Below are 15,275 nucleotides of genomic sequence, written 5' to 3'. Positions count from 1 at the left end.
GGCGACTTTCGTCCACCACCACAACTCCATGATCGACGCGGGCGGGGGCGGGGCGGGCAGGGGTGGGCAGCGCGGGGTGGGGCGGGTGGTCAGGCTAGGGGGCGCTTTAGGTGGTAGCGGTGGACTTCGGTGCTGCCCTGGACGTTGTTGACGTCCTCGGCGGCGGAGACCAGCTCCCAGCCCTCCCGGCCGGCGCGGTTGAGGTGCGCGATGGCGGTGTCCCCGAAGGCCGTGATGTCCTTGCGTGACCCGTCAGGGCCGTACCAGACGAACGAGACGTGAAAATTGCGGCCCTGTCCCTGATAGCGACGGACGAGCAAGGCGTACTCCCAGGCAACCATGCGTCCCATTATGACCGTCCAACAAGGACGGCGGTGAATCGGCCGTCGCACATTGCTATCCGGTGAACGCGGTGTGTCAATCCGCAGAGCGGGCCAGCACGTCGGTGATCAGGGCGGCGAGGCGGTCGAGCCCCACGTCGATCTGCTCCGGTGTCACCGCGCTGACCGACAACCGCAGCGCACGCACCGGCACGGTGTCGTCGTAGAAGTGCGCCATCGGCGTCCAGAGCACTCCGTAGTCGCGCGCCGAGATGTCCAGCAGCGCGTCGTCGACCTCGAACGGCACGGTCACCACCACGAAGAACCCACCGGCGGGCACCGTCCACCGCACCGCCGCCGGCCGGTCCGGGTCGGCCGGGAAGCGCCGGGTCAGGCCGGCGACCAGGTGGCGCATGTTCCGGGAGTACGCGGCCCGCTCCCGGGTGTTCGCCGGCACCAGACTGCACCCGTGCTCCAGCAGACGGCCACCGATCACCGCCTGCGCGATCGGCGAGGTGTTCACCGTGACCATGCTCTTGATCATGGCGAGTTGGTCGGCGAGCGGGCCGACCCGGCCGTCCGTACCCGCCACCCGCTGGTCGGCGACCACGTAGCCGACCCGCGCGCCGGGCAGCACGGTCTTCGCGAACGAGCCGAGATAGACCACCCGCCGGTCGGTGTCCAGCGCCTTGAGGGTGGGCGGGCGCGGCCCGTCGTCGACGGGGAACAGCCCGTACGGGTTGTCCTCCAGCAGCAGCAGGTCCTCCTCGGCGGCCAGCGCCAACAGCCTCCGCCGGTCGGCGGTGTCGATGCTGACCCCGGACGGGTTGGCGAAGTCCGGCATGACGTAGCAGGCCCGCGGCCGGTGGCCCTGCGCGCGTGCCCGGCGCACCTGGGCCCGGAGGTCCGCCAGGTCCACCCCGGTTGGTCCACCGGCGACCGGCCACACCGGCAGGTCCACGAGCCGGGCCGCGCCGGTCAGCCCGACGTAGGTCGGGGCGACCGCGAGCAGCACGTCGGCCGGCCCGGCCCGCAGCGCCCGCAACACCAGGAACATCGCCTCCTGGCAGCCGACGGTCACCACCACAGCCTCCGGGTCGACCGTGATCTGCTCGTCGACGGCGAGGTTGCGGGCGATCAGGTGGTGCACGATGCCCTTGGTCCGGCCGTACTGCAGCAGCAGCCGCCGGGCCTGCTCGGGCCGGTGGCCCAGATCGTCGACGAGGTGCCGGTGGAACGTCTCCAGGTGCCGGTGCACCGCCGCCACGTCGAAGAACTCCTCGTACGGCCGTCCGGCGGCCAGCGACACCGCCGCCGGATAGCGTTCGGACACCTCGTTGAGGAAGTTCATCGACGTCAGCGCCGGGTCACCCAGCGCGGGGTGCAGGTCGGCGACGAGCAGGTCGACCGCTTCAGTGGTCACGCCCGCTCAACCCGCCCCGAGCGTACGCAGATCGGCCGCCGCCGCCGGGTCGGCGCAGCCGGCCAGGGTGAGGGCGTCGCGCAGTTCGGCGGCGAGCAACACCAGCGCGTCCCGCGCGCCCTGCTGCCCCCCGACGGCCAGCGCCCAGAGCATCGGCCGGCCGACCAGCACCCCGGCGGCACCCAGCGCGAGCGCCCGCAGCACATCGGTGCCGCCGCGGATGCCGCTGTCCAGCAGCACCTGGCAGCGGTCACCGACCGCAGCGAGGACCTCCGGCAGCATGGTGACGCTGGCCGGCACCCCGTCCAGTTGCCGACCGCCGTGGTTGGACACGACCACCGCGTCCGCGCCGACCCGCACCGCCTCGATCGCGTCCCGGGGGTCCAGCACCCCCTTGACGACCAGCGGCAGGTCGACGTGCTCGCGCAGCCAGGCCAGATCCGTCCACCGCAGGGCCGACTCGAACGACGCGTCGGTGTGCGCGGCGATCGCGGACACGCCGGGCGCGCCGCTGTGCGCCAGCGCGTCGCGGCCCTGCGGCAGGTTCGCGGCGACCACGTCGGGGGGCAACTGGAACGCGTTGCGCAGGTCACGGGGGCGCCGGCCGAGCACCGGGACGTCCACGGTGACCACCAGCGCCCGGCACCCCGCCGCGACGACCCGGTCCAGCAGGTCGCGGACCAGGGCGCGCTCGCGCAGCCAGTAGAGCTGGAACCAGACCTCCGCGCCCGCGCCCGCGACCTGTTCGATCGGCGTGCTGCTCAACGTGCTCGCCAGGTAGGGCACCCCGGCCGCGCCGGCCGCCGCCGCCAGGCCCAGCTCCCCGTCCGGGTGCACGAGCCGCTGGTACGCCATCGGCGCCACCCCGACCGGCATCGCGTACGGGCGGCCGAGCAGCCGGGTGCCGAGGTCCACGGTGTGGCTGGCGCGCAGCACCCGGGGCAGCACCGCGACCCGGTCCAGCGCGGTCCGGTTGGCGGCCAGGGTCACCTCGGCCGCGCTGCCACCGGCCACGTAGTCCCACACGTCCGGGGCCAGCACCGCGCGGGCGCGCCCGGCGTAGTCGTCGAACGACACCGGCGGCGTCTCGGCGCGTACCCGCTCAGGCACCACGCACCCCCGCCGCGTCGGCCGGTTCGGGCGGCAGCCCGAACACCTCGCGCAGGAACGTCGCCGCGACGCGCTGTGCCCGCCGGCCGTCGGTGAACGTGCCGGGCATGGCGAAGAAGCCGTGGATCATCCCCGGGTAGTGGTCGAGGCGGGTGGGCACCCCGGCGGCGCGCAGCCGCTCGGCGTAGCGCTGCCCCTCGGCGCAGAGCGGATCCAGCTCGGCGGTGACCACCAGCGCCGGGGGCAGGCCCGACAGGTCGTCGGCGAGCAGCGGCGATGCGAGGGGGTCCCGGGCGTGCGCCGGATCGGTCAGGTAGTGCGCGCGGTACCAGGCCACCGACCGACTGTTGAACAGCGCCGGGTCGTCGCCGACAGGGCCCTCCGGCTCGCCGCTCTGGTCGGTGTTCGGGTAGACCAGCAGCTGCGCGGCGAGGGCCGGCCCGTCCGCGCGGCAGAGCAGGGTCACCGCGGCGGCCAGGTTCCCGCCCGCGCTGTCCCCGCCCACCGCCAACCGATCCGGGTCCGCGCCGAGCCGGTCGGCGTTGTCGGCGATCCAGGCGGTGGCCGCGTGGCAGTCGTGCACCGCGGCCGGGAAGGGGTGCTCCGGAGCCAGCCGGTAGCCGACGGTCACCACCTGGCACGGCACCGCGTTGGCCAGCCGTCGGCAGATGCCGTCGGCGGTGTCGACACTGCCGAGCGTCCACCCGCCACCGAAGAAGTACAGCAGGGTGGGCAGTGGTCCCCGGCCGGCCGGCCGGTACACCCGGATCGGCAGGTCCCCGGCGGGGCCGGGGATCAGCTCGTCGCGTACCTCGGTCACCGGCTCGACCGCGCCGCCCCCGGCGCGGATCGCCGCCAGGTCCGCGGCGCGTGCCTCGGGCAGGGTCTGGGTGTACAGCGGCGGCGTGTCGGCCGCGGCACGCGCGGCCCGGTAGGCCGCCACCTCCGGGTGCAGGGCCATGCGGGTCTCCTATCCGCCGGTGCTGACCAGCAGCTTGTCGATGCCACGCAGGAAGAGACTGCCGCTGTACGGCGGCTTCTCGGTGACTGCCAGCCGGGGCATCGCGAGTGGTCCCTCCAACCGGGGTCCTCCCCCGATGCCGGCACAGGGGGCGGCGCGTCATCCGCCGCCCCCTGCAGGTGTCACAGCCCGAGCAGCCGCAGCGGCACGGAGTCGGCCAGCGCCTTGTTGCCGGCGTCGTTCGGGTGGATGTGATCCCCCGAGTCGTACGCGGGCCGCAGCTGGCTGGGTCGCGCCGGGTCACGCAGCACCCGGTCGAAGTCGAGCAGCCCGTCGAACTCCCGGCTGCCGCGCAGGTAGGCGTTCACCGCCTGCCGGGTGGCCTCCTTCTGCGGCGTCCACACGCCCGGCGCGCCGTGCCCCTCGTACGGCGTCAGCGTGGCCACCAGGCTGGTCAACCCGCGCTGCTGGAGCTGCTGGTTGATCTGCCGCAGGGTGGCGATGATCGCCTCGGGTGAGTCGTTGGACATCCAGATGTCGTTGATGCCCAGGTGAGTGACGACGGTCCGCACGCCGGTCTGGGCGAAGACGTCCTCGTTGAGGCGGGCCGCCGCGTTCGGGCCGAGCTGGAAGTAACCGGGGTAGTTGCCGTCGCCCGGCTCGGTGCCCTCGTGGTTGAGCCGGTTGCCGGCCAGGCTCAGGTTGAGCACACCCGGGGTGCGCTTGTCCGGCCGGTCGGCGAGCAGCCGGTCGGAGAGCAGGTCGGGCCAGCGCCGGTTGGCGTTGACGGTGCTGCCGTTGCCGTCACCCATGGAGTCGCTGAGCACGACCAGCGCGCCGGGGCTGGCCTTGCGCTGCACGTCGACTCCGGAGAGGAAGAACCAGCAGCAGGTGGGCCGGATGGTGAAGCCCGCACCGTCGGCGGCACCGGTCAGGTCGCCCGCGCCGATGAAGTTGTTCTGCTGGGACTGACCGTGGAAGGTCGTCGGTCCGGTCGGCGTCGGGAAGTGCAGGGTGATCACCAGGTCGCTGTCGTCCGCGACCGGGAAGGTCAGCGGGTCGCTGAGCAGCTCCGCGCCCCGGAGCATGGTCGCCGAGGCGCCGCCGTTGAAGCGCAGCGGACGCAGCGAGGCCGGGTCAATGTCGGAGACGTCGTCGACGGTCGCGGTGTTCGGACGGGCGATGGTGGCCCGACCGACCTCGACCGCCTGCTCGCCGTAGAGGTTGCTCAGGCGGACCCGCAGCGCCGGGCCGCCCACCGAGACGTGCACGACCATCCGGACGCTCTGGTCGTTCAGGCCGGTGTTGGTCAGCCCGACCGAGTTGCCCCGGGTGACCGCGGCGGCCCAACTGCCCGCCCATACGGCCTGGTCAGGTCGGCCGGCGGTCCCGGACGGGCCGGCGCTCGCGACGACAGCGGGTGTTCCGGCGACCAGCAGTACGGCCGCGGCGGCGATGACGTGCCATCTCTTCGGGATTGACATCGAACCTCCATCGTGTGGAAGCCCAGGGCCGTCCGCTGACAGCTCCTGCCTGGACGATGGTCCAGAAACCTAGCCGCCGCCGATGATGAGCGTCAATCGACCTGATCGACGCCATCAAATGTCCGCCGGGCCTGCTGGACCGCCCGTCGGCCCGGTCCCGGGCGGCCCTCGCCGGCCTAGGCTCGCAGGCGACGGTGCGGTCGCCCGAGGGGTGCCCACCGCCACGTCGTTCACCGGGGTGCTGCCCGGAGACCGCCGCTTTCGTGGATGGGGGCTGCCGGATGACTGACGGACCCGGGCACGGGACGACCTACGTGGACAGGGCGCTGGACCTCTTCGCCGGCTTCGGTGACCGGGAGGCGCTCGTCGGCGGGGGCCGTCGCCTCACGTACACCGAGGCTGCCGCGCTGGTGCGCGCGATGGCCGCGACGCTGACCCGGCAGGGCGTGCGGCCGGGCGCGGCGGTGCTGGTGACCGTGGCGAACGCCGTGGAGGGGCCGCTGCTGCAACTCGCCCTGCACCTGATCGGCTGCCGAACGATGTGGGTCGCCCCGGTCACGGCCCGCCGGGAGGTCGACGAGTTCATCGGGCTGGCCCGCCCCGACGCCCTGGTCTACGACGCGCGGGACCCGGCCAGTCTGGGTCCGGCGCTGGCCGCCGCCCTGCCCGGCACCCCGGTGTGCTGCCTCGGCCCCGGCGGCGCCGGCCCGGACCTCACTGCCGACGCCGGCGAGGCCGTGGCGCCGCCGGCGCGGGTGCCGGCGCCCGAGTCGTTCCTACAGACCAGCGGCACCACCGGCAGTCCCAAGCTGGTGCACCACCGGGAGAGCTTCTACGACCAGATCCTCACGCTGGCCGCGGACTTCCGCGCCGCCGGGTTCCCGCTGCTGCGGCACCTGTCGCATTCGCCGATGTGGCTGGCCAGCGGCCAGATCACCACCCTGTTCAACCTCTTCACCGGCGGGGTGCTGGTGCTGCGCGACGACTGGGACCCGGTGGCCTTCGTGGACACCGTGCGGCGCGAGCGGATCAACTCCACGTTCGTCACCCCGCCGATGCTCTACGAGTTGCTGGACCACCCGGCGCTGGTCGGCGCCGACTTCTCCGCCATGTTCATGTTCAACGTGGGCGCCGGGCCCGCCGCGCCCGCCCGGCTGCGCCAGGCCATCGCGCGGTTCGGCCCGGTGCTGCGCATCGTGTACGGCCTCAGCGAGGCCGTCGTGATCACCGCGCTGCCCGGCCTGACCGACGATCCGGAGCACCCGGAGCGGCTGCGCTCCTGCGGCCGCCCCTACGGCGACGTACGCATCGAGATCCGCGACGACGACGGTGCGGTGCTGCCGACGGGCCGCGACGGCGAGGTGTGGGTGCACACCCGGCTGAGCTTCGCCGGCTACCACGGTCAACCGGAGCTGACCGCGCAGACGATTGTCGACGGCTGGGTGCGTACCCGCGACATCGGCCACCTGGACGACGACGGCTACCTCTACCTCGTCGACCGGGCACACGACATGATCGTCACGCATCGTCGGAACTGGGCCATCTTCTGCCGCCCCATCGAGGACGTGCTGGCCGGGCATCCGCAGGTACGGGCCGCCGCCGTCATCGGCGTGCCGGACGACGCGGTCGGCGAGGTCCCGTACGCGTACGTGGTGCCGGCCCCGGGCGCCACGGTCACCGCCGCGGAGCTGATCGACCTGGTCACCACCGAGCTCAACGAGATGTGGGCGCCAGCCGGGGTGAAGTTCACCGACCGGCTGCCGCTGAACCGGTCGGCAAAAATCGACAAACGAGCGCTGCGCGAGGACTACGCCGCCCGTCGGGCGGCGACGGTCGGGGCGTGACCCCCCGTCGGCAGCTGGCCGTCCTGGTCAGCGCGGACCTGATCTCCAACCTGGGCACCCGCATCTCGGTGGTGACCATCCCGTGGCTGGTCCTCGTAACCACCGGCAGCCCCACCAAGATGGGCCTGGTCGCGTTCGCCGAGACGCTGCCGTACCTGCTGTCCAGTGCGCTGGGCACGCCGTGGGCGGACCGGATCGGGCTGCGCCGCACCTCGATCCTGTGTGACGCGGGCAGCGCGGTGGCCATGGTCGTCGTCGCGTTGACTCCGTGGCTGGGGTTCGTTCCGCTGGTGGCGCTGGTGGCGGTGGCCGGCGCGCTGCGCGGCATCGGGGACCGGGTCAAGAACGTCATGTTCCGGCCGGTCGCCGAGGCCGCCGGGGTGCCGCTGATCCGGCTGACCTCGGCGTACGACGGGTTGAGCCGGGTGGTGACCCTGTTCGGCGCGGCCGTGGGTGGCGTGCTGATCGCCGCGTTCGGGGTGACCGAGGCGCTCCTCATCGACGCGGCCAGCTTCGGGATCTGCGCGCTGCTGATCGGCGTCCTGGTCCGGCCACCGGCGGCCCCGGCGCAGGCCGCCGAGCCGGTGAGCTACCTGCGCGCGCTGCGTGCCGGGTTCGGGTACCTCGGGCGGGACCGGCCCCTGCTGGGCATGCTGGGGGTCGTCTCGGCCCTGAACATGGTGGCCAACGCCAGCGTGGCTGTCTACATCCCGTTCTGGGTCGCCCGGGAACTGCACGGCCCGAGTGGGCTCGGCGTCGTGCTGGCGACGTTCTCGGCGGGCGCGCTGCTGGGCAACGTGCTGTTCACCGCGCTCGGGCCCCGACTGCCGCGCCGGTTGACGTTCCTGATCGGCGCGATGGTCGGCGGCGCACCCCGGCTGGTCGCGTTGGCGATCAGCGACGAGTTGCCGGTGGTGCTCGTGGTGACCTTCCTGTCCGGAATCGGCATCGCGGCCGTCAACCCGCTGCTCGGGGTGGCGCTCTACGAACGGGTGCCGCCGGATCTGCAGACCCGGGTGATCGGCATCTCCGGTTCGCTGGCCTTCGTCGGGCTGCCGGTCGGCGCGCTGCTCGGCGGCTGGTCGGTGGACGCGCTCGGGTTCACCCCGGCGCTGCTGGCCATGGCCGTGGCCAGCCTGCTGGTCAGCGCGTTCTCTCTGCTGACCCGTGTGGACGACTCAAGCCCCCCACGACGCCCCACCCCCGCCACCACCCCGGCTGCGGCGACCGACGGCGGCTGATCGCCAAGGCGCGACCACCCATGGGTCGGCTCACCACCTTTGCTCTGCTTCACCCCACGCAACGGATTCGGCACGTCAGTGTTGCGTCCGTTGAAGCAGAGCAAAGGCGACGAACGAGGTGGCCCCGGGGCAGCGGCCGGTTTGGGTGGGGCGGCGTTCTTAGCGCAGCCGCCTCCCGCCCAGGTCGCCGAGGGTGCGCAGGTGATCGTCGGTCCCGCCCCCGTCGCGTCAGCGGCCCGCCGGGGTCGGGACGGCGTGTTCGGCGCCGCAGCGCGGGCAGCGCAGCCGCGCCCCGGCGGCCCGAGGCACCCGGAGCCGCTGGCCGCAACCACAGGTGAACACCGGCCGGGTCGACCGCAGATATTCGTCGCGCTCACGCCGTGGCCAGCTGCCCTGGCAGCGGTGGCACCGCTTCGGCGGGTAGCTGTGGTAGTAGGCCAGCCCCAACGCGCCCGCGATCATGACGGTGGCGGCGAACGGCAGACCCAGCAGCGCGACGAGGACGGTCATCTCGCCGACGCCGTCGGACAACACCGCGCCGACCACGACCAACACCGTCGCCGGCACGCCGAGCAGAAGGGCCGCGAAGCCCCACGTGAAGACCAGCAGGGACGGCACGAAGAGCAGCCGCACCCGACCGGGCGCCCAGCGGGCGACGCCGTACCCGCCGCAGCGCGGGCAGTTCGGCGAGGCGGAATGCGGAACGGACCGCAGCGCCTTCGGCGCGAGCCACTCGACGACCCGCTTGAGGATCTCCTCGACCAGTTTGGTCGCCAAAGACTGCAGGAACGAACTGAGCACGGCTGCCACCTCCGCACCGACGTGACCGGCACGAACGCATCCACAGCGGACGCGGTGCGAGCCCTCTGCACCATCGTGACCGCCCGACACCACCTTCCCCGCTCAGCGCGCCGACACCGTTGGGCCGGCGACGCCTATCCGACAGGCGGGGAGTTCGACGCGCGTTCGTCTCGTGGCCGTGTGGGCGTCGTCGGCGGCGGCTAGCGTCGTCGCGCTCCCCCAGCGCCAGGAGGCAGTCGCCCATGACGTCGTCACCCACCCGCCGCACCACCGCCGAGGTCGCCGCCGTCCACCGGATCGGCGACCGCGCGCCGCACAGCGCGTTCACCGACCTCGTCCGGCACGACGGACGGTGGTTCTGCGCCTTCCGCGAAGGGCGGACCCACCTCCTCGACGACGGCGTGATCCGGGTGCTGACCTCCACCGACGGGCGATCGTGGACCGACGCCACGACGATCCGCCAGGCCGGCGCCGACCTGCGCGACCCGCGTTTCGTCGTACGGCCCGACGGACGCCTGCAACTCCTGGCGGCGGCCGTCACCGGCGCGAGCAGCAGGACGTTCGACACGCTGACCTGGCTCTCCGGCGACGGGCGCGCCTGGGGCGACCCGACCCCGGTCGGTGAGCCGGGCGTCTGGGTGTGGCGGGCCGCCTGGCACGACGATGCGATGTACGGCGTCGGCTACGCCACCCGGGAGCCCCGGTTCGCCCGCCTCTACCGCAGCGCCGACGGCATCGACCTTCAGCCGTGGGTGCCGACCCTGTTCGAGGGCGGCTATCCCAACGAGTCGGGGCTCGTCTTCGAACCGGACGGCACCGCCCTCTGCCTGCTGCGCCGCGACGGGGACAGCGCCACCGCCCAGCTCGGCCGGTCCGTGCCGCCGTACCGGGACTGGTGCTGGACCGACCTGGGTGTCCAGGTGGGCGGCCCGGCGCTGCTCCGGCTGCCCGACGGACGCCTGCTGGCCGGGGTACGCCTGCTCGACGGCGACGTGCGTACCGCGATCTGCGCCGTCGACCCGGAGCGGGGCGAGCTGACCGAACTCGTCGCGCTGCCCTCCGGCGGCGACACCAGCTATCCCGGTCTGGTCTGGCACGACGACCTGTTGTGGGTCAGCTACTACTCCTCCCACGAGGAGCGGACCTGCGTCTACCTGGCCGAGGTCACCGTGACCGGCTGAGCGGGCCATGGCCGAGGCGTGCCGCGTCGGTTAGCGTGCCGACATGCCATCGACGCTCACCGAATCGACGGACCCGTACTGCCTGCGCCCCGGCGAGGCCGCCGAGCTGCTGCGCGGGCATCCGTGGCGGCGGTTCGTGGCGCTCGGCGACAGTGTGGTGGAGGGCATGTGCGAGCCGACGCCGGGCTACCCGGACGTGCAGTGGGCCGACCGGATCGCCGCCGAACTGGCAGCCGTCCGCCCCGAGCTGGCGTACCGGAATCTGGGCCGACGCGGGCTGCGCGCGCACCAGGTGCGGGCCACCCAGCTCGCCCCGGCGCTGGCCTTCGAGCCGGACCTGGCGCTGGTGGTCTGCGGCGGCAACGACGCCTTCCACCCGGCCTACGACGCCGATGCGGTGGACGCCGAGCTGACCGCGATGATCAGCGCGCTGCGCGGGGCCGGCGCCGACGTCATCACGGTCGGCATGTTCGACGTGTCGCACAGCCCGGCGGTCCCCGAGGCGCTGCGCGCCGGTCTCGCCGAGCGGATGCGCCGACTGTCCGCCCACACCGCAAGGCTGGCCGAGCGGCTGAGCACCCTGCACGTCCACCTGACCGACCATCCCCTGACGGCCGACCCGACCCTCTACAGCACCGACGGCCGCCACGGCAGCGCCCGCAGCGACGCCATAGCAACAGCAGAAACCCTCCGCGCCCTGTCCACCCGCCCCCACCCCACCCCCGGACCCCACGGTGATCATGAAGTTGTTGCCCCCAACCTCGGCGAGTCGTGGCAATAACTTCATGATCACCGGGGGGCCGGCCCGGGGGTGGGGGTGTTAGGTTTTGAGGAGGATTCCGGTTAGGAGGACGCCGTGGGCCAGGTTGAGGACTCCGTCGCAGCCGGGGTAGCCGACCCTCGCCAGGGCGCCGGAGGCTTGGCGGCCGAACAGGTACGGGGCCAGGGTGTACGGGACGTCGGCCGTGACCGTCTCGCCGGTCTCGATCTGGACGAAGTCCATCGGCACCCGGTCGGTCGGCAGGTACTCCTGCAGGATCGTCCCGCCCTGCTCCACGGCGGCGCGTAGGCCGTTGGCCCAGTCCGCCGGGCTCAGCTCCGGGCCGATCAGCACCCCGTGCCCGGCGGAGCCGTCGGCCGGCTTCGCCACCAGTTCGGCCTGCTCGGCCATCGCCCGGTCGAGCACCTCGGCGGTCAACGGCACCGTGTACGGCACGTGCCGGCGGATCAGCGCCTGGTCGTCGGCGGGCAGCGCGTCCACGTCCTCCCACAGCCAGGCGAACGTGGTCTTGTTGCCGAGCAGCCAGGCCGCCGTCGACACGAACATCGGCAGCGTGCCGGCGGCCAGGGCCCCGGCCACCGCGTCCAGGCCGTCGGTCGGGGTGACCCGGTTGGGCACGAAGAGTCGGAACAGCGCGTCGACCGGCGCGCCGTCGACGACGAGGCGTTGGTCGGCGTCCAGGGTGGCCGTGGACACCGGTGCGATGACCAGGTCGATGCCGAAGTCCCGGGCGCGTACCGCGAGAGGGCTGAGGATGCGGATGAACGTCTCGGGGTCGTCGAGGCCCGGGTAGTCGGCGTCGAAGTCCATCAGCAGCGCCACCCGGGCGCCGTCGGGCAGCCGCAGCTCCTCGCGGATCGCCACGAACCGCTGGTCCAGCAGCGACGGCGCGGCCCGCACCGGCAGGTCGTCGAGGATGCCCCGCTCCCGGTAGAGCTGGGCGAACCGCTGGATCACGGTGTCGGCGTCGAAGCCGCCGCCGAGGCTGCTGTCGATGTTGTACTCGACAAACTTCGGCACCCCGTCGGTGAAGAGCACGTCCGGCCGGTACGCGGCGAGCAACGCCTCGGTCAGTGGCTCGGACTCGTCGAGCAGCCGGGTCTCCCCCGCCGGTACGCCGAGCAGCCGGCGCAGCTCCCCGGCGGTGCCCACCCGACGGCGGCAGGTGTCGAGGATCAGGTGGGCGAGCCGGTCGCAGACCTCGTTCAGCTCCCGCCACGCGTCGGCGCTGAGCACCGGGGGCCGGGCCAACCGCCACTGCTTGTTGTAGGTCGCCCGGCCGTGGAAGACCGACTCCCAGGCCGCCGCGCCACTGGCCACCATGGCCTGGCGGGCCTGCTCCGGCAGGTCGGCCCAGGCGCGGTCGGCCGGCGGCCACGAGTAGCTCGGGTCGATCATGTTCCGTCCTTCATGGTCAGGTGGATGGCGGTGGCGAGGTGGTCCCGGCCGGGCTGCACCGCCCGGTCCAGCGCCGGGGCGAACGGGAGCACCGCCCCGTCCGGCCGGGTGACCCGGCGCGGCGGCGCGAGCAGCCGCACCCGTTCCACCACCGACGCGATGATCTCGGCGGCCATCCCGCACGAGCGGTTGGCGTCGTCGAACACGACCAGGCGCCCGGTGCGGGCCACCGACTCGGCCAACCCGTCCCAGTCGAACGGGTAGAGCGTGCGGGGGTCGAACACCTCCACCGAGACCTGGTCGGCCAGGTCCTCGGCCACGGCGAGCGCGTCGTGCACCAGGTGCCCGACCGCGACCACTGTCACGTCGTCGCCGGCGCGGTGGATCCGGCCCCGACCCAGCGGCACCGGCGCCAGATCGACGGCGTCGACGTCCTCGCGTACGTCCATCGCGCCGGCCGGGGCGAACACCACCACCGGGTCGTCGTGCCGGATCGCCGTGACCAGCAGCCCGTACGCGTCGGCGGGGGTGGCGGGCACGACGGTGACCACCCCGACGTGGGCGAAGAGGCTGTACGGGTGGTCGGAGTGCTGCCCCGCCCAGCCGGTACGCGAGCCGGAGCCGGGCACCAGGTAGGTGACCGGCACGGCGCACTGCCCACCGGTCATCAGCGGGAACTTGTGGGCGTGGTTGACGATCTGCTCGAAGACCAGGAACAGCAGGGACGGGATCTGGAACTCGATCACCGGTCGCAGCCCGGCCAGCGCCGCCCCGGTGGCGAAGCTGGTGAACGCCTGCTCCGACAGCGGGGTGTCGCGTACCCGGTCGACGCCGAACCGCTTGGCCAGCCCGGTGGTCACCAGCGAGGCGCCGACCTGGATGTCCTCGCCGAGCAGGAACACCGCCTCGTCGCGGGCCAGCTCGTCGGCGAGGGCCCGGGTCAACGCCCGGCGGTACGACAGTCGGGGCACTAGCCACCTCCGGTGCGGGCGGTCATGCCGCTGGCGTACAGGTACGCCAGCGCGTCGGCCGGGTCGGGTTCCGGGCTGGTCAGGGCGTACCGCACCGCCGCGTCGAGGGTCGCCTCGACCTCCGCGTCGACGGCGGCGCGGTCGGTGTCGGTGAGCCGTTCGCCCTGGATGAGCACCGGGTCCCGGGACCGGCCCCGGGTCACCTCGTCGGGGGCGCGGTAGTCGAGGCGTACCGCGTGTTCGAAGGTGTGGTGGGCGTCGAAGCGGTAGGTGAGGGCCTCGATCAGTTCGGGGCCGCCGCCGGCGCGCATCCGGTCGACGGCGGCGGCCGCGCTGGCGCGTACCACCTCGGGGTCCTGGCCGTCGACCTGGACCGCCGGGATGCCGAACGCGGCGGCGCGGCCGGCGATGCTGCCGGCGACCGCGCCGGCGACCGGCATGGTGGTGGCGTAACCGTTGTTCTCGCAGACGAACAGCACCGGCACCCGCCAGAGCGCGGCCAGGTTGAACGCCTCCAGCAGCATCCCCTCGTTGACCGCGCCGTCACCGAAGAAGCTCACCCCGACGGTGTCGCGCCCCCGGCGGCGGTGGGCCCAGACCGCACCCGTGATGATCGCCCCGGATGCGCCGACGATCGCGTTGGCGCCGAGCACGCCGAGGCTGAGGTCGGCGGCGTGCATCGAGCCGCCGCGCCCGGCGTTGAGGCCGGTGACCCGACCGCACAGCTCGGCGAGCATCCGGGCCGGGTCGGTGCCGCGGGCCAGCACGTGCCCGTGCCCGCGGTGGGTGCCGGCGAGCACGTCGTCGGCACCGAGGGCGGCGCAGACGCCGGCGGCGATCCCCTCCTGACCGAGGTACGGGTGGATGCCGCCGACGATCTGCCCGCCGTGGACCAGCTCCACCGCCCGCTGTTCGAACCGGCGGATCAGCCGGACGGTGCGGTAGAGCCGGACCGGGTCGGCGTCGGTCACGCCGGTCCCTTGATCGCGTTGAGGATGTCGTCCCAGAGTCGGGCGCGGGCAGCGAGGGCGGTGTTCACCGTGTCGGCGCACTCCTGCCACTTGGTGTCGTCGTCGCCGCACAGGTCGGCGAGCATCTGCATGGCCATCGGGGTGTGCTGCTCGCCGTCGACCTCGATGTGCCGTTCCAGGTAGTCGACGAACGTGTGCAGCCGGTTGCTGCGCTCGTTGACCGCGACGACCTGGGTGAACATGTCCGGGATCAGGTCCTCCCGGCCGAACGCGAACGCCGCCGCCTGGCAGTGCACCGGGGTGGACTCGATGATCTGCCAGGTGGTGGCGGCGAACGCGGTCGACGCCGCCGGCACCCCGGCCTCGGCGAGGGCGTCGGTGACGGGCCGGCCGGCGCGCAGCAGGTCGATCAGGGTGTTCACGGCGGTGGTATCCGCGCCGGCCTCGGCCATGCCCTGCACGTACAGCTCGAAGTGGCTGATGTAGCCCCCGTCCAGCTCGTCGCTCTCCTCCACCATGACGATGTCGTTGATGAGGCGGCGGCTGCCGGTCGGGCCGGTCGGGATCCACGGCACGCTGACGCAGGTCAGCTGCCGCTGCAACGACTTCAGCAGGGACATGAAGTCCCAGACCGCGAAGACGTGGTGCTCCATGAACGTGACAAGCGCCTCGTGGGTGTCCAGGTTGGCGTAGAGGGGGTGCTTGACCACGACGTCGCGCCGCTCGGTCACCGCCCGCTCCAACCGCTCGATGCCCGGGTGCGTCTTACCCCAGTCGTACCGTGACATG

Annotated in this window: 14 protein-coding genes; 4 read left to right on the top strand and 10 right to left on the bottom strand. The window is 73.1% G+C overall.

The features are described from left to right. Positions 1-89: 89 nt before the first annotated feature. From ABZ808_RS04345 to ABZ808_RS04325, 5 genes are all read right to left on the bottom strand, one after another. Positions 90-350: a hypothetical protein gene (locus tag ABZ808_RS04345; RefSeq protein WP_357000729.1), complete on the bottom strand. Its 261-nt coding sequence runs from the start codon at positions 348-350 to the stop codon at positions 90-92. Between the two features lie 67 nt (positions 351-417). Then, on the bottom strand, positions 418-1,743 hold the full coding sequence (locus ABZ808_RS04340; protein WP_357000726.1) for a PLP-dependent aminotransferase family protein: 1,326 nt from the start codon (positions 1,741-1,743) through the stop codon (positions 418-420). Positions 1,744-1,749: 6 nt separating this feature from the next. Next, on the bottom strand, positions 1,750-2,853 hold the full coding sequence (locus ABZ808_RS04335) for an alpha-hydroxy acid oxidase (RefSeq protein WP_357000724.1): 1,104 nt from the start codon (positions 2,851-2,853) through the stop codon (positions 1,750-1,752). Further along, on the bottom strand, positions 2,846-3,814 hold the full coding sequence (locus ABZ808_RS04330; RefSeq protein ID WP_357000722.1) for an alpha/beta hydrolase: 969 nt from the start codon (positions 3,812-3,814) through the stop codon (positions 2,846-2,848). Before ABZ808_RS04330 ends, ABZ808_RS04335 begins: the two co-directional genes overlap by 8 nt. A 182-nt stretch (positions 3,815-3,996) precedes the next feature. Continuing rightward, entirely contained in the window at positions 3,997-5,271 is a 1,275-nt protein-coding gene (locus ABZ808_RS04325; RefSeq protein WP_357002746.1) for an SGNH/GDSL hydrolase family protein, read from the bottom strand. A 308-nt stretch (positions 5,272-5,579) separates the two neighbouring features. On the opposite strand from ABZ808_RS04325, the gene ABZ808_RS04320 reads away from it, so the two are divergent. Then, complete coding sequence (locus tag ABZ808_RS04320; RefSeq protein ID WP_357000719.1) at positions 5,580-7,142, top strand: AMP-binding protein; 1,563 nt, start codon at positions 5,580-5,582, stop codon at positions 7,140-7,142. Further along, positions 7,139-8,383 carry an MFS transporter gene (locus ABZ808_RS04315; protein WP_357000716.1) on the top strand — a complete coding sequence of 415 codons (1,245 nt, stop codon included), beginning with the start codon at positions 7,139-7,141 and terminating at the stop codon, positions 8,381-8,383. The genes ABZ808_RS04320 and ABZ808_RS04315 overlap by 4 nt, the downstream gene beginning before the upstream one ends. Before the next feature lie 228 nt (positions 8,384-8,611). Here ABZ808_RS04315 and ABZ808_RS04310 read toward each other — a convergent pair whose 3' ends face one another. Beyond that, positions 8,612-9,184, bottom strand: coding sequence for a hypothetical protein (locus ABZ808_RS04310; RefSeq protein ID WP_357000714.1), 573 nt, complete (start codon positions 9,182-9,184; stop codon positions 8,612-8,614). A 242-nt stretch (positions 9,185-9,426) separates the two neighbouring features. Here ABZ808_RS04310 and ABZ808_RS04305 point away from each other — a divergent pair, with 242 nt between their 5' ends. Together ABZ808_RS04305 and ABZ808_RS04300 are read left to right on the top strand one after the other, a co-directional pair. After that, entirely contained in the window at positions 9,427-10,365 is a 939-nt protein-coding gene (locus ABZ808_RS04305; RefSeq protein WP_357000711.1) for a sialidase family protein, read from the top strand. Between the two features lie 43 nt (positions 10,366-10,408). Continuing rightward, positions 10,409-11,146, top strand: a complete 738-nt coding sequence (locus ABZ808_RS04300) for an SGNH/GDSL hydrolase family protein (RefSeq protein WP_357000709.1) — start codon at positions 10,409-10,411, stop codon at positions 11,144-11,146. A 39-nt stretch (positions 11,147-11,185) separates the two neighbouring features. Here ABZ808_RS04300 and ABZ808_RS04295 read toward each other — a convergent pair whose 3' ends face one another. Genes ABZ808_RS04295 through ABZ808_RS04280 form a run of 4 tightly spaced genes read right to left on the bottom strand, consistent with a single transcriptional unit; the run spans position 11,186 to position 15,274 of the window. Then, entirely contained in the window at positions 11,186-12,544 is a 1,359-nt protein-coding gene (locus ABZ808_RS04295) for a hypothetical protein (RefSeq protein WP_357000707.1), read from the bottom strand. After that, on the bottom strand, positions 12,541-13,515 hold the full coding sequence (locus ABZ808_RS04290; RefSeq protein WP_357000704.1) for a transketolase C-terminal domain-containing protein: 975 nt from the start codon (positions 13,513-13,515) through the stop codon (positions 12,541-12,543). Before ABZ808_RS04290 ends, ABZ808_RS04295 begins: the two co-directional genes overlap by 4 nt. Next, on the bottom strand, positions 13,515-14,486 hold the full coding sequence (locus ABZ808_RS04285; RefSeq protein WP_357000701.1) for a thiamine pyrophosphate-dependent dehydrogenase E1 component subunit alpha: 972 nt from the start codon (positions 14,484-14,486) through the stop codon (positions 13,515-13,517). Before ABZ808_RS04285 ends, ABZ808_RS04290 begins: the two co-directional genes overlap by 1 nt. Then, a complete protein-coding gene (locus ABZ808_RS04280; RefSeq protein WP_357000698.1) occupies positions 14,483-15,274 on the bottom strand; it encodes a DUF3050 domain-containing protein in 792 nt (263 codons plus the stop codon). Before ABZ808_RS04280 ends, ABZ808_RS04285 begins: the two co-directional genes overlap by 4 nt. Position 15,275 lies beyond the last annotated feature (1 nt).

Origin of the sequence: Micromonospora sp. NPDC047527, from assembly GCF_040643015.1 — a bacterium.
Classification (GTDB): domain Bacteria; phylum Actinomycetota; class Actinomycetes; order Mycobacteriales; family Micromonosporaceae; genus Micromonospora.
This window is presented reverse-complemented; position numbering and strand designations above follow the sequence as displayed.

What these genes read in the sequence shown, in the direction of transcription:
- ABZ808_RS04295 (WP_357000707.1), bottom strand. Translation starts at nt 12,544, where the DNA reads ATGATCGACCCGAGCTACTCGTGGCCGCCGGCCGACCGCGCCTGGGCC.
- ABZ808_RS04300 (WP_357000709.1), top strand. Translation starts at nt 10,409, where the DNA reads ATGCCATCGACGCTCACCGAATCGACGGACCCGTACTGCCTGCGCCCC.
- ABZ808_RS04345 (WP_357000729.1), bottom strand. Translation starts at nt 350, where the DNA reads ATGGGACGCATGGTTGCCTGGGAGTACGCCTTGCTCGTCCGTCGCTAT.
- ABZ808_RS04305 (WP_357000711.1), top strand. Translation starts at nt 9,427, where the DNA reads ATGACGTCGTCACCCACCCGCCGCACCACCGCCGAGGTCGCCGCCGTC.
- ABZ808_RS04320 (WP_357000719.1), top strand. Translation starts at nt 5,580, where the DNA reads ATGACTGACGGACCCGGGCACGGGACGACCTACGTGGACAGGGCGCTG.
- ABZ808_RS04330 (WP_357000722.1), bottom strand. Translation starts at nt 3,814, where the DNA reads ATGGCCCTGCACCCGGAGGTGGCGGCCTACCGGGCCGCGCGTGCCGCG.
- ABZ808_RS04280 (WP_357000698.1), bottom strand. Translation starts at nt 15,274, where the DNA reads ATGTCACGGTACGACTGGGGTAAGACGCACCCGGGCATCGAGCGGTTG.